Consider the following 18,564-nt stretch of genomic DNA (forward strand, 5'->3'; position numbering starts at 1 on the left):
AAATTTTATCCGGTGCGTTTTCTCCTATAGATATCAATTGGATCATCGTCCTGATTTTTCCAGTTCACCCAGCCATTGGAAGGACCTCCAATAACAAAGTCGCTTGCAGCAGAAGGCGCCATAAATGTAACATCTTCCTGTGTCACAAAATCTTTTACGGCATCTGAATGTCTGACTGAACGTATATTATCAGCAAGACGTTCAGCTTCAGTTGGACTTATTACTGTCCCTTTTGGAATGATATACCGTCCTTCTTTTACTATCATGCTGGCTTCCACAGCTTTGTTTTCATTTCTTTTGATTTTTCTTTTCAGATAATATGTTCCATCGGGAACCAGTGCCCAGTCTTCCTTAATATGTCTTTTTGCAGTTGCTTCATCAAAAGTCTGCTCCTTTGTCTCGGTTTCAGGATAAACCTGATTTCCTTCAAAAGATGAGAGAAGCTGAATGACAAGATCAATATCAAGCGCAAACAGTTCAGTCCCCGGAACACGTGACTTGCTGAAAATATCATCAAGAAGTTTTTCCTTCTCATCATAATCTTCAACCTCAATAGCAAACTGTCTCTGCAGTCCAACTACATTTGAGTAGCCATTGTGTTCAAGACTGTACATTCTGCCTTCAAAATTGTCAGTTCCTGTCTTTCCTATTTTAATAAGGCCAGGAACAATTGTTGACATTACATAAATTATCCCTTTTGACATTTTATATCTTCCTTTTCATGCAGTAAGCCGGGAACACAGTTCCCGATCGCTGCCTATTTATCTAATTTCTTGAATGAGAGAAGTTTATCTCTGTAATATTCATACTGTTTCTTTCTTGCTTCTATTTCAGCTGGAATGCCTGATGAAATATCAGTGCATATCTTATCAAAGCGACTCAGTATATCGACTATCTGATGCGTTTTTTCCTTATCAGGCATTGGTATTTTAATATCATTGAGCTTTTTTTGATTCAGCTTTGGCTGTGCAGCACCAGTAATAAATGGAGTTAAATCCATATTATTAAGATACATTTCAACATATTTTTGCTCATCTAAATTATGAAATTTCAAAACATGAGCATGATTATTAACCCAGTTCTTTCCTGTAATTGAAAAAGCTATAGGCGTAACTCTCGCTACTAAGTTTGCCCCATCTTCTGATATGAGTAGATAGTCTCCATCAAATATATAATCAGAAACGTAATCTACAATCCCAGAAGCACCATAATATGGATATTCTCCAGAAGAACGATTACTCTTTGTTACAGGTTTGCGCATGTTGTCACAGTTTTCTGATATATCTTCCAATCCAACATAAGCATATCCAAACACATACTGAACTAATCTAATGATGTTCTGTCTGTCTGTCTGTCTGTCTGTCTGTCTGTCTGTCTGTCTGTCTGTCTGTCTGTCTGTCTGTCTGTCTGTCTGTCTGTCTGTCTGAGCGATTATGTCTCCTGTTTCAGCAAATGTCAACAGTGCATCACGGTAATATTCGTACTGTTTCTGACGAGCTTCAATCTCGGCGGGAAGCCCAATGTTAAGATCTGAACATATTGCATCGAAATTATCAAGAACTTCGATAATTCTTTTCTGTACATCTATAGATGGAGACGGTAGCTTAATCTTGCTAAGCATTTCCCCACTGATATGCGGAACACCTGCGCCTCGCTTCATGGCATTCAGCTCATGTTCTTTTCGTTTAAGGACGTAATAAAGGTATTTTGGAAGTGCAATGCCATCTCGCGCCTCAAATCCAAATCCGTCCGTTATGTAAATGGGTTCGTTCCAATATGAGACAAATCCGGCTGAAGCACCGCTGCGAGCCACTGCTACAATTTCACCCTCATGATTTGATTTATCAACATAATACGCTGGTTCCTGTCCGCCTAACACGACTGGAACGTTTCCAGCTATACTTCCTTTCTGGGTTATATATTCTCCGCGAAATACATCAGCCATATCTGATAATAATTTCGATTGACTATCATTTATAGAAAGCATCTTATCTAGATAATACTCATACTGCTTTTTTCTTGCTGTAAGCTCTTCCGTAAGCTTTGCTGTAAGCTCTGTGAATGAGTCCAGTATGCGGACTATTTCTTCCTGAACGGGTAACGGGGGAACGGGAACTTTAAATTTTTCTGTCACCTGAATTGATATTTGGGGAAATGACCCCATTCTACCAGCAACATCTCGAAAATATTTCACATTGTTTTTTAACACATAATAAAGAAATTTTATAGAAATTTTTTCCTTAGCTGTATAAGCCCACATTTCATTTTTAAATGTAAATGGTTTTTCATAATAAATAAAATCAATTACACCTCTTGATTGTACTAAGACAGCTGGAACACTCGTAATATTTGCATTTGGAATATCTTCCTCCATAGCATTTATTGCAGTTTTTCCACCGGCAAAGACTTTAATATTACCATTAGGGTCTTCTATTTCTTTCATTTTCTTTGCTGTAATTGGAGTTCCATGAAGGCGTGTAAATACTTCTTTTATAGCTTTATATTCCACGCCATCTGGGCAGTATTCTTTTAACAGTTCACCAAGTTTATTCATTTTCTGCACCGCCTTCGATTTCAGCAATGATTTCATCAATGGATGCTCTCAGCTTCTCTTCTCTTTTTACAATTTCTCTGATCTCTGCATTTAGTTTTACAATGTCAATCTTTTCTCGTGTGTCTTCAGGCTCAACATATGTGCTGACAGATAAGTTGTAGTCTTCTTTTGCAATGTCATCGATTGATACGAACTTAACCTTATGTTCAACTTCTTTTTTATCCATATACCATTTGTAAATAGTCTGAATGTTTTCTTCAGAAAGCTTGTTTGAATTGGTTGCACTAACAAACTCACTTGATGCATCAATGAATAAGGTCTTATCGTTTTCCTTTGCCTTTCTGAGAATCAGAAGACATGTCTGAATTGAGGTTCCGAAAAAGAGATTACCTGGCATCTGAATGACCGCATCTACAAAGTTTCTTTCTACTAGATATTTTCTGATTGTCTTTTCTTTGCCGCCTCTGTACATAATGCCTGGGAAGCAGACAATTGCAGCGGTCCCTTCATTAGAAAGCCAGCTTAATGAGTGCATGACAAAGGCTAAATCGGCTTTTGATTTTGGTGCAAGTGCACCAGCAACATTGAAACGTTCATCGTTGGCGAGTACGGAGTCGGAATCTCCAGCCCATTTAGTTGAATATGGGGGATTACTTACGATCAGGTCAAACGGCTCATCATCCCAATGCTGCGGATTGATGAGTGTATCCCCTTGTGCGATATCAAACTTTTCATATCCGATATTATGAAGGAACATATTGATACGACAGAGGTTATATGTGGTTACGTTTTTTTCCTGACCATAGTAGCCTAGTCTTACATTATCATTGCCTAAGATTTTTGCAGACTGGAGCAGAAGTGAGCCCGATCCACAGGCAGGGTCATATACCTTATTGACCTGTTTTCTGCCATTAAGACCAATCAGTGTCAGAAGTCGGCTGACTTCCTGTGGTGTAAAGTACTCGCCGCCGCTCTTCCCTGCATTGGCTGCATACATGCCCATCAGGTATTCATAAGCATCACCGAATGCGTCAATAGAATTGTCTTCATAACTTCCAAGGTTCATGCTGCCAATCCCATTAAGAAGACTGACCAGACGTTTATTTCTTTCAGCTACTGAACCGCCAAGTTTATTGCTGTTGACATCGATGTCATCAAACAGTCCTTTCATATCTCGCTCAGAGTCTGTTCCAACCGATGACTCTTCGATATCTCTGAAAACTTTATCGAGCGTTTCATTCAGATTCTCGTTACTGTTTGCGTTTTTTCTGACGTTGCAGAACAGTTCGGAAGGAAGAATAAAGAATCCTTTTTCTTCGATAAGTCCTTCACGTGCTTCTTTAGCATCTTCATCTGACATTTCTGCGTAATCAAAATCCGTATTACCGGCATCATGTTCGCCTTTATTAATATAACCAGTCATATTTTCAGAAATATATCTGTAAAAGAGCATACCAAGAACGTAGTTTTTGAAATCCCATCCATCAACTGCGCCTCTTAGATCATTGGCGATCTGCCATATACCCTTATAAAGTTCTAATCTTTGTTGTTCTCTGTCCATATAATAAATAAAACCTTTCCTTTCTAACACATACTTATATTTTATCATAGGCAGTTATAATATGACATATTTGGGTAACTATAACTGATAAATTTATCATCTAACAAAGAAATTGTTAGTTCAATGACCTATTTTTGTAATATGATTTTGATGAAAGGAGAATGCTAATGAAATATCACAACAACAATTTAACAGATGTTGAGAACGTAGGCGAACAGCTGCGCAGGATCAGAAAAGAAAAAAGGCCTGACACAAAAGCAGGCAGCAGAACTTACTTATCATCCCCCTGACTGGCTGTCGAATGTTGAAATCGGCAGAACGCCTATCACCTTTGTTGATGCCGTCAGACAACTTAAAGTTTATGACCGACTCGATGAGGTTGATCATTTAGTGCAGCGAGATTTCAGCACAGCACACTCCTTTCACTTATGTATATTTATCTTACTGTTTTATAATATGTTTTAATACTATTAAACCTCAGCTTTCAGCTGTTCGCGAAGGTATTTTGATTAATTAGTTAATTCTTGCAATGCAAAAATCGCCATTCTCGATGGTGTTTTTAAATATCTTCATATTTTCAGCAAAAACAGGTATTCTCGTTCTCGATGGTGTTTTTACAAAACATATCGCGAACAGGACAATTTAATGCGAATAAATCAATGTTTTTTGAGAAATGTGTTAAAACACTACCGCGAACAGCAGTTTTTATAATGCAGAAAAACGATGATTTTGTTAAAACATAATCGCGAACAGTAAGCTTATTTCATTAAATAATGGCTATAAAATGGTCTCTATTATGCTAAAAAAGTCTCCAGCTTTGTGCTAGAGACTTAATTGGTATCTTGTGTTTTGTTGTCTAAAAACTGCATCATAACGTCCTTTGACATGCGATCTGGTTTCTTTTTTGCTCTGATCTTTTTTCCTGATAAAACTTTCATTACATCTCTGGTGAACTGCTTTTCATCAGTAACTGAATAATTGCCAGTTTCATAGAGCTCTTTAGATACATCGATAATACTGTTCACTTTGAAATCATCTGATACGGCGGTAATCTTAGCGACTGCTGATTTGATCAGCATATCCTTATCAGATGGCTTATTTTTGATTTTCGATATCGTACGTTCATGTTCGATGTCAGACTGCTTGCTGATGTCTTTTTTCATCAGCTTACTGGCTTCTTCAATCTCAGCTAAACGTGTCCGGTCATAGTCTGAGGCACCAATATTATCAATCGTTTTCATCAGATTCGGATAATACTTTTTTGCAACTTTTCTAACGAAGGATTCATTAATCTTTGTCTTGCGATCAGTGATCAGTGCTTCATGCTGAAGTGCTGAATATAATCCAATAATCAGATCGATGATTCCATGTGTACAGTCCATGAATGCCTTGAGCAAATCTGGCGTTAAATCTTCTTTAGTGATTTTTACGTCAGTCCATTGATAATCGATGAGTGCATTGAGTATGCGCATAAATGTCGAATGATTGGAACAGTATGAGTCAGCATAAATAGTTTTACCAAGTCGGCGATTCTGATGGATCTGATCTTCAAAGATCAGACGATAAGCAATTTCAGTTCCGATGACGCCAATGCTGACACCAGTACTGTTCATGATTGTAGTAATGGCCTGAAAAGATTCTGTTTTAACATTAACCCTTTCATGATTGCTATTCTTTGAAGTTAAAAACATTTGAATTTCATCAAATATGATTAATCCAATATTAAAACGTTCAATAATATTAATGACAATATTAAGTTTTTCGCCTAAGCTGCGTACTTGATCGATTCGCTTCTGAAAAGCCGGATAAGTGTAACCAATAGCAGTATCAACAGCTTTTCCAATATTCGAATAAAAGGCTGACATATTGCCGTTAGGAGGACACTGGACAATCAGATAAAGTATCTGATAAATTTCGTCTCCCCCTTTCAATCTATGGATAACCACCTGTTTATAATGCGACATGATAATTGACAGTGCTAAGCTTTTCCCAGTCCCGCCATATCCAAGAAGAGAAAATGAGCCATTCAAAAGGTCTCTAGCTTTTGTAGCTAGAGACCTAATTGATTCAACTTAAAAATTCATTTAAAAAAATTTCTAGTAGCCTGACGGTCAGCCTCCATTCTTGCTTTCGCAATTCTCTCTTCATTCTCTCTTTCTAATTTAACTCGTTCAGGATCATAAGCTGGTTCTGGCTTTTTAGAAAAATGAAGATAAAGCGCAATTGCAATAAGAGCTACAAGAATGATAATGATAAAAATTAAAATAATCATAAAATTAACCTCCCTTTTATTGTTCTTGTTCAAAAGTCAGTTATAGTTTTTGGCTTGGATTGCCAATATTTTTCTAACTACAATCAACTAATGTCCCCGATGTTGATTTTGATTTTTCATTTACAGTATAAATACATTTTACCTTAAAAAAGACATTATTAGCCAACTGTTTAGCATTTTGAGAATTTGAGTGGAAATAGAAATAATCAATTTTATGAGGCCTTGAATCAAGTGTGATTTTTTCTTTCATTTTATCAGTTGTAAAGTTCTTACTATTATAAACTCCGGTAACTTTTTTTACATCATCTGGAAGTTTGTAACTGACTTTCAAGTCTTTCATATCCTTTAAATCAGATTTTTTCGAAGTGAGTGTAGTAATAGCACAAAGAATATAATTATACTTATAGGGCGATGAATTGATCTCTACTTTCCAATAATAAAAGTCTGTAGAAAGTTGACTAAAATAATCTTTTTTGCTTTGTGAACATCCAGTAACGCAAATTAAAGATAAAGTGATTACGAGGACTTTTTTTAAATTATCGATAACTAACATAAATATATTTCTCACTCTCCCTCCTTTTAAAAGAAATCTCCTGATAAATGTATTTTATAATAAATCAGTATAAATAGTTTTTCTAATTCGCGGTTCTAATGACTCCTATCTAAAAGATCAGGCGATATGCATTTTCAGTACTGACAATACCAATGCTTACGATCGCACCCATTCGTGATTGTATTTACTTATGATCATGCTCATAAAATAGGTAAAACGTAAATACCATTACAAGATATAGCAGTAAGCTCAAAATAAGAAGTGAATAAACTTTAGATAAAACTGGGATCATGTAATATAATGCAACTAAGAAACCCACAACTAATACAAACGAAATGACATTTAGCGCAAAAGGATGCTTTAATTCTTTTTTGCTGATACAAAATGGTAATCTAATAACTTCTAATGTTGAAAGCTGTTTTCTCATAAATATCACCTTCATCTCTTTAACTATTCTCCAACACTTTTATCTTTCGCGGTGGTCGACAAATGGTTCTTTTCTTTTTTGATTTCCTGTTTCACGTTCTGCTTCTAATTTTGCCCTTGTAATTCTTTCTTCGTTTTCTCTTTCCAGCTGATTACATTCTATAACATAATGACAATTCATTGTAAGCGATCACCTAATAGCTAAACTTTTTTTGCTTCGCAAACCATTTTATAATCATTCAGCTTCTCTTCATCTACTTATATTATAATAAAATGGAAATATAAATACAATACTTTGGGTGCGAACGGTCATTTTTGGTTTCCAACGGTTATTTTTCATAATCATTTCTCAGCCAAATAAAGCATCACAAAAAAAGAGAGAAGCCAATCAACAGCTTCTCTTAAATATTCATGGTTCTTATAGCACCTTAGAGTGCTTTCATTAAATAAAGACGGGAATCGAAATCCTGATATAAGCGGACATTTTCATTATATCCTGTTCCAGTATAAGATGTTTTTAAACAAATACCACCATACATCAATGATGCACCTGATAAAGATGCATAATAGTCCTTTTCACCTTCTAGTTTGACAAACTGTGAAGCAACTTTTTGAGTCAGGGAATCCGGCTTAATATGAATGGGAATCTGACTATTAATTAAATCACCAAAACGACGAATATCTTCCTTGTGGGATACATTTTGAAATGAGTAACATTTCATGGGATCAAGACCTCTCGCCTTATATGTATGAAAAGGCTGATGCGGATGGACTAATGTCTGCAAGGTGAAGCCAATAGCACAGCTTTGATCTTGTGCAACACATGTCCAGCTATACTCCTGGCGATCATTTTGCTTTTGCATCGTACGATAAAAGTGTCCTTCTTGTAAAATCGTACGGTATTGTTTATACCAGGTAATCTGCTGCTTAACTTCTTCTAATGCGTTTTTACTGAGATCATTAAGGTTGAGCTCATAACCAAGGATAGCGAAGGTAGCTACGTCAAAGCGTGTTTTGAGAGAAGTCTGCCTTAAAGTCTGGTGATTAGGACTGGCAGAGACATGAGCAGAAAAGACAGATAATGGATACCCATAGCTATAGTTTTCCTGAATTTGCGCGCGACAGATCGGATCAGTATTATCACTTGCCCAGATTTGTGGAAAAAAACAAAGTATGCCTAAATCAAAACGATTGCCCCCAGCAGCACAGCCTTCAAATAAGATATGGGGGAACTTCACTGTGAGACGATGCATAAGATCATAAAGACCTAAGACGTAGCGGTGAAAAACTTCTCCCTGTCTTGAGGCCTCTAATGAAGGAGAAAAAGCATCGGAAATGATGCGATTCATATCCCATTTGATATAGTCAATGGGAGCACTTGAAAAGAGGTCACTCATGACTTTTTCGAGGTGATCAACAACGTCTTTTCGTGTTAGATCTAATAAACGCTGATGACGTCCTTCCGAATGTGGCGTATGAGGAATCGCTAAGGTCCAATCAGGATGTTCCTGATAAAGTGTACTCTTCACATTGACCATTTCTGGTTCAATCCATAAGCCAAAATCCATGCCTAATTCATGGATCTTTTCACCAAAATATTTAAGACCATGAGGTAACTTTTTCGAATTGACAAACCAGTCGCCTAGGGAAGATGTATCATCATCGCGATGACCAAACCAGCCATCATCTAAAACAAATAATTCTATCCCCACTTGTTTGGCTTTCTTAGCTAATGAGAGAAGCTTATGTTCATTAAACTGAAAATAATAGGCTTCCCAGCTGTTCAACAAAACAGGACGTGGTTTATGCTTCCATTCTCCTCTGACGATATGTTCACGGATAAAGGCATGCATATGTAAACTTAATACGCTCCATCCTTCATGAGAATAGGTCATGACCGCTTCTGGCGCTTCAAACGTTTCGTGAGGTTCTAGTACCCATTGAAAGCCACGAGGATTGATGCCTGATAAAAAGTGGGTCTGTCCATAGGCATTGACTTCGGCCATTTCATAGTGATTGCCACTATAGATCAGATTCATACCATAACAGGATCCATAGTCTTCACTGGTGTTTTTCTCACTGATCATGACAAAAGGATTTGCGCGGCTTGATGAAGTCCCGGTAAATGAAGAAATCTCATGTTTACCAGCTAAAAGCGATGTATCGTGACGATTCATTTCATTGCTCCAAGAGCCCGTAAAAGATGTCATCACATAATCATTATTCGTTAAATCTAACTGTGTACTCATTAGCCTGTTAAGAGTCACAGTTTCATCACTATCGTTAATCAGACGACTGCTGCGACAAATGACATCCTCATCTTCATAAACATAATAGTGCAGTTCAAGACGTAAATCAGCTTGCTGATCCTTAAGCGTGATCACAAGATGATTGTTTCCTGCGAGGCCATAGGATCCCGGTAAAGTGTCATAGGGATCTTTCTTGGCAAGGATTTCTGCTTTTTGGAAAAGGAAATCTGAAGTGCGGCTGCCATTTTCATGAATCACTTCAATAAAGGGTTCACGGATATCCCCTTTCCCTTCTGCAGACATTTCCAAAGGTGTATTTTCCAGCATGACATCGGGATCATCATCACTATAAATAATGGTATTGCCACACTCACAAGCACGCTTCTGTGCGAAGGCCAATGCTTCATCGCTCGTGACTTGCGGTAAAAGTGGACCATAATAGAGATGTTCTAAATGTCCTGATGGTAAGACTTCAAATAAATAAGTTGTTGTTTTTGTTGAGAGTGCATAAACACGTTCATTAATTGTTGTGATCATTATAATCCTCCCATGAGAAAGTCCGGCAAAGTAATGCCGGATCTTTGTTATTTTTGTTTTTCGTGAAGATGGGCCACTTCGTTGGCTAAGGCTTCTACTTTTTCATCTGTTAATATATATTTCTTTCTAAACCAGAAGAAGGCAATAATAATACCAGCCATCGGAATGAGAGTGACAACCAGGCGCAAACCCATTTTCTGCGCAAGTGAGACTGCACTGGCAAAGTCAAAGGTCTGCTGGGCAGTGGTCGTGGCTTTGTCCGATAAAGAGAGTATGCCTAACGTAATCGATGCCACGAAAGCCGCAATCCCTGACGCTAATTTCACGACAAAAGTCTGCATGGAGAAAATGACAGATTCATCACGGCGATGGTTTTTGATTTCCCCGTAATCGACGGTGTTGGCAAGAAAGATCGTGGTTAAAACATTATTGATGCCTGAGGCTGCCATAATCAGAACACCAGGAATCAAATACACAGCTAAAAGCTTTGATCCTGAAATAGCAAATAATAGTAAAACAATATAGCCGATCACCGACATGGCTAAACTGATATAGAAAATATGCGTATTGGCAATTTTTAAAGCACGTCTTAACAGCGGATAAAGGGCCATCATGGCCAAAATCTGCGCCGCCCCGGCGACGGTATTAAAAAGGGTATAATTATTATACCAGCCCGATCCGCCTAAATCATACTTAAAGAAATAGATCACTAAATTAGATGTAATATACATCGCTGTATTGATTAAGACAATCGTCACGACAACCGCCATGGCCTGATCATTATGAACAAGTGATACAAACATATCCTTGACACTGGCAGCCGGCATAGAGACAGATGATTTTTCTTTAATATTGAGACAAGTAATGATGATAAAGACGGCAAACAATATGGCAATGATGAGAGCAAACCATTTGAAACCAATACGTTCAATGTCTTTGGCAGAGGTGCCGCCAAAAGCGCTGCCTAAGGCATGAACGGCTAATAAAGTGAAGATTGTGACAATCGCCGAACCGACCCCAGAACAGGATCTGGCAAGAGCAGTGAGGTTTTCTCTTTCCTCGCCGCCTCTGGTAAAGGCGGGAATCATTGACCAGAAAGGAATATCCATCATGGTATAAGTGACGCCCCATAAAATATAGAAGATGGCGGCATAAGCGATTAATCCCGCACCATTTAATGCTGGCGGACAGGCAAACATGGCAAAAAGAACAACCGAATTAGTCAGTGTCCCAATGAGCAGCCATGGTCGGAATTTGCCAAAACGTGTTCTTGTTTTGGCGACGATCACGCCCATGACGGGATCATTAAAGGCATCGAAGACTCTGGCGACTAGCAGAATGACTGCCATGGCATAAGCACTCACGCCCATAATATCTTGAAAGTAATAAAGGATATAGCTGGCAGAAAGCATGTAGACCATGTCTTTTCCTACTGCGCCAAGTCCATAGGAGGCTTTTTCTCGTCCTGTTAACGTTTTATTGTTCATTGTGTTTCCCTCTCATTTCCATGGCCAGTTTCACCACTTTATAAGCACCATCATAAAGGCCCATTTTCTTATTGCGCATAATATTTTGACACATCTCTTGAAGAAATGAGGAATCATTCAGGAATAATTCCAGCATTTGAATGACATGAGGGAGATCTTCGCATTCTAATGTGCCATCCCCCATTTCTGCAGAATGAATAGCCCCCCACTTTTCATGACCGCCAATCCGGTGAATAAAGAGTTTAGGAATCGGATAAAAGGTCAGTTCACTTGGTTTTGTCACTAAAACATCGGTGCTGCGCATTAATAAATTTGTACAATAAACCGCCTGAAAGATATTCTGATGATAAAAAGCGTGAATCCCGAAAATAGGTTCATCGAGAGCTTTTTGTGCAAATGTCTGCGTTTCTTTCCAGTGATCGAAATGTTCGACAGAACGTTTATGAAGTTCAGGAATTTCTTTACATAACTGATCCCAGACATTACGATAGTCTCCTACATTGATATAAAGCATCGCTTTCTTCTCTTCAATCAGTGGGAGCAGATAGCGAATAATTCCAGCAAAGATTTCTCTTTGTGCCCCGGCCCCGCCAATGGTTAAAAGGAAGCGCATCGGCTGTTTGGCTTCCTTTCGACGGATTCTCGCTTCACAATCTTTTTCAACATTTGCAGTCAGTTCATGATCAACATAATGTCCGGTGTAAACAAGACTGCCTTCAGGCATTGGCCGCAGAACTTTTGCGCCCTGCATGCCATTTAAAATGCGATAGCCTTGATAAGCCTGATGGGTTTGCACAGTATGAAGACTGCCTTCAGCTAAATGAAGGGCCATCGGCCAGTTATCAGGAATGGCATTGACGACATATTTCATATGTCCATGAAGCGCCGCTTGAGCTGGCCAGACATGCGTCGCAATAAGCGGAATATCTTTAGGAATATTGTGAAATACGGGCGCCATTAATTCCGCATTCTTCTGATCGGCCGCATTATAGCTGAGTTTGCGAAAGCCTTCATAGTTCATCGGTTCCCAAACGACATGATTAAAAGCACGACTCTTTTGCGAGATACGTGATCCCATGGAGTACAAATCATTTTGGGCAGAGATCACTTTTGTACAAGTTGTATCCGGATAAGAGTTAAGATCCATCCAGTAAAGATGATATCCTAATGCTTGGGCCGCAGAAGCCATGGCCATCGAAATACGATAATGGCCAAATCCCATGCGGATATTCCCGACAATGATCCCTTTTTCATGATCAAATATTTCTCTTTCCTCTTGATTTACGCTTTCAGCACGCTCCCCAACAAGCAAGTTACTGACGCCCAGTAAATCCCCAATTTCCCTATTGGCGACTAAAGCCACCGGATAATCCTTATTTTGGTCATCACCAAATCGTTTAATAAAACGCTGTTTCGAACGAACTGCTTTTTGATAATCCGAATTACTAATGGGATTACCAAAAATAATAGCCGAACGATCTCTTTTAACGATTGATACTTGATCGAAATCAATCTTCTTGTTTTTATTCATTATAGAATCCTCTTTTCATGTTGACATATTATTATTGTACAACATTGAAGTAAGCGCATATAATAATTATTTAAAAATAAACTGTAAAACTTTACAGTTTCATTTGTGATGACTTCACTCTTTAGTGTATTATTTCAAGACATTTCTGATGGATGGAAAAAGATCTCCAGTAATAGCGGAGATCTGCAATGTGTTATATTATTTGATATGAATTTGTTTAATATCTTTCATCTGTAAGAAACGATCACGTGCTGCGGCGACTTGCTTAATATGTTTTTCGGTTGTTGTGCAACAGCCGCCGACGCCTTTTGCGCCAGCTTTATACCAGGTATAAGCATAATCACCAAAGGAAACCTGATCACCCTTTCCTGACCATGTTTTGGTAACGGGATCATAGACTTCACCGCTATTTGGATAAACAAAGACTGGTAAATCCGTTACGCGGACGAGATCTTCAATCAGCCCTAGAATATGACGCGGATCTGTACAGTTGATGCCAATTGCTTTTAAATGTGAGTAAGCAGATAAAGCCTGCACGCATTCTGCCATCGTCTGTCCTTCATTGGTATGATGTGAGTCACGACAAGAGAAACTGATCCAGTAATCAAGACCTAATTCTTCACCGATTTGCGCTTCGACAAGTGCTTCTCTTAAAGAAGGATCGGTTTCAAATAAGATAATATCTGCCCCCGCTTCATGTAATAATTCAATACGTCTTTTATGAAAGTTATAAAGCTCCTGGTCTGAGATTTTATAATGGCCACGATATTCACTGCCATCGGCTAAATAAGCGCCATAAGGGCCAACAGATCCTAAACAAAGCGGATACGTGCGCGTATGATCAGCATTTTGCCACCACTCTTCACGAGCCTGCTTGAATAAGTCAACGGATAAAGTAATAAAGTGTTCAGCTTCCGCTAAGCTGTAGCCAGCTTCTAATAAACCAGGAATACTCGCTTGATAGCTGGCCGTAATGCCACAGTCGGCGCCGGCTTCAAAATAGTTATAATGCACCTGCTTAATGAGCTCAGGATATTTAGCGAGGACACTAGCGGTCCATAATTTGTTATTAAGTGATGGGCAATGCAGCTCTTCTAAAGCGCTCGACATCGCGCCATCAATGACAAAATATTCATTCATTTAAACATTCTCCTTGTTGCCATAAACAACTGGCGGAACATTTTCCCCAGCTTCTTTTAATGGTAAATAACGATCCCAGAAGTCTTTGAACAGACGGATGATTTCTCCTTGTTTGGTGTAGATGAAAACCATCGTTACGATGACATAGATCCCTGAAAGGATATCGGTCATCGCCCAAAGGGTTGTCGCCTGAACATTGTATAAAAAGACACATGGAACTAAATAATAAAGCATATAAATTTTGGTAAAGATCTTATTGCGATGGGTGTCGCCAAAGACGTAGTTTACGGATTTTTCACAGCTATAATACATGCCGATAATAGTCGTCCAGGCAAAAACAGTAATCGCTAACGCCATGAAGTACTTGCCAAAAGGACCATAGACTTCTCCAAAGGCGACCGTTGTTAAACGGGCTGATGTGACACCAGGATGGGTGACATAAACGTTTGTCAGAATTAATGATAAAGCTGTGACTGAACATACGACAATCGTATCCAAGAAAACTTCACCCCAGCCCCAGGAAGCCTGACGAACCGGATGATCAGTTTTAGCGCTGGCATGAGCGATCATCCCATAACCAGTCCCAGCATCATTTGAATAAAGACCACGCGCCACGCCATAACGAATGGCATCACGGACGGTTGCTCCGGCGAAACCGCCAATTCCCGCCATTGGGGTAAAGGCGCTTTTAAAAATTAACATAAAGGCCGCGGGAACCCTGGTGATATTGAGAATCAGGATCCCTAATCCAGCTAAAATATAGATCATCGCCATAAATGGAACGACCTTTTCCATGACTGATGAGATACGTTTGAGACCGCCAAAGATCGTCACAAAACACGTAATACCCAAAATCGTAATGGAAATACGCGGATCAATATTGAAGGCTTCTTTTAAAGAACTGGTGACGGATTCGCTTTGCACTGAGCAGGTCCAAGGTCCAAAGACAAAGCAGGCAATGGCTAAAATAACGGCCCCAGTTTTCCAGCCTAAGGCATTGCGCATGACAAACGAACGATCGCACATGTATTCGTCCATTGATTCGCTGTATTTGACGCGATAACGCTGTCCTAAAATAATTTCACAGGCTTTGATTGACATGCCAAATAAACCGGAAAACCACATCCAGAAGATCGCGCCCGGACCACCGGAAACGAGAGCCGTGGCGACCCCGCCGATATTGCCGACACCAATGGTATTCGCCATGGCCGTACAGGCGGCCGCAAAGCCAGAGACAGTGCCTGTTCCTTCCCCTTTCTTAAACATTTTCCCATAGGTATTTTTAAAATGAAAGGGAATTTTTCTAAAGTTGTAATAAAAACGGAAACGAATCGATAGAAAGATTCCTGTTCCTAAGATCAGCACAGTCATCCATGTCCCCCACATGGCATTGGCTGCTGATTGTAACCATGATGACATAGTGTAACTCCTTCCTTAAATGCATAAGATAAATATAACAGTATATTTAGGCAAATGTAAAAGAAAATCTACATATTTCATGAAAAAACAACGAATTATTTTCAATAATGGACGCACTCACTTTCTTTTTCAAGAAAATGTTTTATAATGAGGCCTATTAGGGGGAAGAAAAATGAAAAAAGGTTTCTTGTTGACTGCCTTAGGGGCCGCCTGCTGGGGCTTTAGCGGGACTTGTGGTCAATATTTATTTATACATGCCCATATCTCCTCATCCTATTTAACAACGATGAGGATGCTGATTGCTGGTGGTGTTTTAATGATCATCACTTTCATAAATTCAAGAGAGATGCTGAAACGTTTGATACAAAATAAACGCGATCTCTTACAGCTTTTCATTTTTGCCATTGGCGGTTTAGCTTTTTCGCAGTGGACATATCTGACCGCTATTTCTTATTCGAATGCGGCCACGGCTACGGTTTTACAGTATTTATATCCAACTTTACTCGTTATTTTGACTTGCCTTAAAGATCATCGTTTCCCTCAAAGCATTGAGGTCTTGTGTATTGTTTTGGCGACCTTAGGGACCTTTGTCCTCGCTACCCATGGTCATCTAAGCAGATTAAATATTTCTATGCAAGGACTCTTATGGGGGATTTTAGCGGCGATAGCAGCCTGCAGCTACACGTTAACTCCGGTGAAACTGATGCATCGTTATGGCAGTCTGCCAATCGTCAGTTTAGGGATGATGATTGGCGGCTTATTTATGGGAATTGCCTTCCAGTCTTATAAACATATCCCAGCCTTAGATATATCTGGCATCTTAGCGATGTTAGCGATCGGTTTAATCGGCACCGCTTTAGCCTTTACTATGTATCTTTTTGGGGTCAGTACAATTGGTGCGATCAAAGCGAGTATGTTAGCGAGCTTAGAGCCGGTCAGTGCCGCAATTTGTTCATTCTTCTGGTTACATACAACCTTTCAGTTCACTGATTTCTTAGGTTTTTTCCTGATAATGGCCACTGTTTTCATCTTAGCAAAAGCCAAAGAAAAGGCTCAATAAAACGCACCTAAATGGTGCGTTTTAAGGCTTTCGCAATCATTTCATAAGTTGGCAGAGAAAGATGATAAATGCGCGCGGTGCGAATAAACCTGATCGATTAACCCTGCTATTTCTGAGGCGTGATGAGAAGCAATATCTTTCTGCATTGAAGTGGTCATATCGGGAGATAAATGATCTAAGATATTTAAGTTTCTTTCAACAATATCATCCCCTAAATCAATATTTTGCGCTTTCGCTAATAAGGCAATTTCGGATACCAGCTTAGCAAAGGTATCACGCTCTTTGCCGGGTTTCTGCATTGGGCCAGCAGGAATATGATAGTACAGACCGCAAGCACCTTGCGGGGATACATAAGAGAATTTCTTGAGAGCATCACGTTCAATATGATCGCTTAATAGCCCCTTAATCCCACTTTCATTTAAATCATCACGGATTTCTTCTAAGATCACCCTCTTTTCCTGATCACGACGTGGCCCATAGACAACTCTTAAGATATCTCCGCTCATTAAGATGACCCCTGGCGCTTTCTTCTGTGAAGCTACATAAATACAGCCATCAAGAACATAAAGATCCGGCAGTTGCTTTTGCATCATCGCTCCTGTTCCATAAATATTGAGGATCGGAATGATCACGGTTTGGGGCGACGCAATGCTTTTAATAAATGGCAAAACCTCATCAATAGAATAACTTTTCACGCAGACAAAAATGACGTCAGGATGCTCCTGAAGAGCATCTTCACTGCATGCTTTCACATGCTCTAAATAAAGCGTATCATGAACGCGGATGATCTCTAAGCCTTTTTCCTGCATCGCTTTTAAATGCGCTCCTCGCGCAATGAAAGTGACATCTTTTCCGGCTTTTGATAGATAGCCGCCTAAAGCACCGCCCGTTCCGCCGCTGCCGATTATGACATATTTTAACATTCTTTTCTCCCCTTTCGTTGTCTTCATTATATCAATCCTCTCAGTATATGAAAAGGACCTTACTCAAGGTCCTGATGATACTTTCCTAAGGGAATGATAAGTGGTGTGTGTGAAATGGGATCTTCGACAACTTGGCAATTTAAATGATACACCTCCTGCATCAACGCTGGAGTAATGAGCTCTGATGGCACGCCTTCATAAATTGAATCATGGGCTATTGCATAGACATATGAGCTATAGCGGGCAGCTAGGTTGATATCATGAAGGATCATAATGATTGTTGTCTTCTTCTGTTTGTTGAGGGTCATCAGGGCATCGAGCAATTCGATCTGATAGGAGATATCCAAATAAGTGGTTGGTTCATCTAATAATAATACTTCTGGATCCTGCGCTAATGCTAAAGCAATCCAGACGCGCTGGCGCTGTCCGCCAGATAACTCATGAATATAACGATCTTTAAGATCTTCAATATGCATCATTGCTAAAGCATCCTGAATCATCTGATGATCTTTCTCACTTAATGTACCCATCATTTTTAAATACGGATAACGGCCCTGAGCCACTAAATCATAGACGCGCATGCCTTCCGGGACTAATGGTGATTGGGGCAGTAAACTTAATGACTGTGCCAGTTTTTTCGGTGGTAAGCTATGAATGTTCTGACGATCCAGAGTGACAATCCCGCTTTTTGGTTTGAGTAAGCGTGAGAAGGTTTTTAATAGCGTGGATTTCCCACAGCCGTTAGCACCTAAGATAACACTGATTTCATGCGCTGGCGGTGTAATGGAAATATTGTCTAGGATGGTATGATCCTGATAACCGATGGCAAGATCATGGGTTTGAATGTGCATA

The 18,564-nt window shown here is 39.3% G+C and carries 16 protein-coding genes; 1 reads left to right on the forward strand and 15 read right to left on the reverse strand.

The features are described from left to right. Positions 1-5: 5 nt before the first annotated feature. From SG0102_RS07925 to SG0102_RS07975, 13 genes are all read right to left on the reverse strand, one after another. Positions 6-704, reverse strand: coding sequence for a DUF4357 domain-containing protein (locus SG0102_RS07925; protein WP_125119443.1), 699 nt, complete (start codon positions 702-704; stop codon positions 6-8). A gap of 53 nt (positions 705-757) precedes the next feature. Beyond that, on the reverse strand, positions 758-2,554 hold the full coding sequence (locus SG0102_RS07930) for a restriction endonuclease subunit S (protein ID WP_162300192.1): 1,797 nt from the start codon (positions 2,552-2,554) through the stop codon (positions 758-760). Beyond that, entirely contained in the window at positions 2,547-4,115 is a 1,569-nt protein-coding gene (locus SG0102_RS07935) for a type I restriction-modification system subunit M (RefSeq protein ID WP_125119445.1), read from the reverse strand. Before SG0102_RS07935 ends, SG0102_RS07930 begins: the two co-directional genes overlap by 8 nt. A gap of 830 nt (positions 4,116-4,945) precedes the next feature. Further along, positions 4,946-6,145 (reverse strand): TniB family NTP-binding protein, encoded by a 1,200-nt coding sequence (locus tag SG0102_RS07940; protein ID WP_157983003.1) that lies wholly within the window; start codon positions 6,143-6,145, stop codon positions 4,946-4,948. Between the two features lie 50 nt (positions 6,146-6,195). Next, complete coding sequence (locus SG0102_RS07945) at positions 6,196-6,387, reverse strand: hypothetical protein (RefSeq protein ID WP_125119447.1); 192 nt, start codon at positions 6,385-6,387, stop codon at positions 6,196-6,198. 73 nt (positions 6,388-6,460) lie between these two features. Continuing rightward, positions 6,461-6,955, reverse strand: coding sequence for a hypothetical protein (locus tag SG0102_RS07950; RefSeq protein WP_148668844.1), 495 nt, complete (start codon positions 6,953-6,955; stop codon positions 6,461-6,463). A 169-nt stretch (positions 6,956-7,124) separates the two neighbouring features. Continuing rightward, positions 7,125-7,367 carry a hypothetical protein gene (locus SG0102_RS15305; protein ID WP_148668845.1) on the reverse strand — a complete coding sequence of 81 codons (243 nt, stop codon included), beginning with the start codon at positions 7,365-7,367 and terminating at the stop codon, positions 7,125-7,127. 39 nt (positions 7,368-7,406) lie between these two features. Further along, a complete protein-coding gene (locus SG0102_RS15365; RefSeq protein WP_157983004.1) occupies positions 7,407-7,547 on the reverse strand; it encodes a hypothetical protein in 141 nt (46 codons plus the stop codon). A 247-nt stretch (positions 7,548-7,794) separates the two neighbouring features. Beyond that, positions 7,795-10,152, reverse strand: a complete 2,358-nt coding sequence (locus SG0102_RS07955) for an alpha-galactosidase (protein ID WP_197715028.1) — start codon at positions 10,150-10,152, stop codon at positions 7,795-7,797. 47 nt (positions 10,153-10,199) lie between these two features. Further along, positions 10,200-11,639: a glycoside-pentoside-hexuronide (GPH):cation symporter gene (locus tag SG0102_RS07960; RefSeq protein WP_125119449.1), complete on the reverse strand. Its 1,440-nt coding sequence runs from the start codon at positions 11,637-11,639 to the stop codon at positions 10,200-10,202. Continuing rightward, positions 11,629-13,170: a DUF6937 domain-containing protein gene (locus SG0102_RS07965; RefSeq protein WP_125119450.1), complete on the reverse strand. Its 1,542-nt coding sequence runs from the start codon at positions 13,168-13,170 to the stop codon at positions 11,629-11,631. Before SG0102_RS07965 ends, SG0102_RS07960 begins: the two co-directional genes overlap by 11 nt. A gap of 198 nt (positions 13,171-13,368) precedes the next feature. After that, positions 13,369-14,310 (reverse strand): homocysteine S-methyltransferase, encoded by a 942-nt coding sequence (gene mmuM / locus SG0102_RS07970; protein WP_125119451.1) that lies wholly within the window; start codon positions 14,308-14,310, stop codon positions 13,369-13,371. Further along, the gene (locus tag SG0102_RS07975; RefSeq protein ID WP_125119452.1) at positions 14,311-15,729 is read right to left on the reverse strand and encodes an alanine/glycine:cation symporter family protein; all 1,419 of its coding nucleotides are present in this window, start codon (positions 15,727-15,729) and stop codon (positions 14,311-14,313) included. It abuts the gene before it with no gap. Between the two features lie 172 nt (positions 15,730-15,901). Between SG0102_RS07975 and SG0102_RS07980 the strand changes: the two genes are divergently transcribed. Further along, positions 15,902-16,789: a DMT family transporter gene (locus tag SG0102_RS07980; RefSeq protein ID WP_125119453.1), complete on the forward strand. Its 888-nt coding sequence runs from the start codon at positions 15,902-15,904 to the stop codon at positions 16,787-16,789. 41 nt (positions 16,790-16,830) lie between these two features. Here the strand turns inward: SG0102_RS07980 and SG0102_RS07985 are convergent, their stop codons facing one another. Next, positions 16,831-17,739, reverse strand: coding sequence for a ketopantoate reductase family protein (locus SG0102_RS07985; protein ID WP_197715029.1), 909 nt, complete (start codon positions 17,737-17,739; stop codon positions 16,831-16,833). Positions 17,740-17,771: 32 nt separating this feature from the next. Beyond that, on the reverse strand, positions 17,772-18,563 hold the full coding sequence (locus SG0102_RS07990; protein WP_125119454.1) for an ABC transporter ATP-binding protein: 792 nt from the start codon (positions 18,561-18,563) through the stop codon (positions 17,772-17,774). Position 18,564 lies beyond the last annotated feature (1 nt).

Origin of the sequence: Intestinibaculum porci (assembly GCF_003925875.1) — a bacterium.
Lineage (GTDB): Bacteria > Bacillota_I > Bacilli_A > Erysipelotrichales > Coprobacillaceae > Intestinibaculum > Intestinibaculum porci.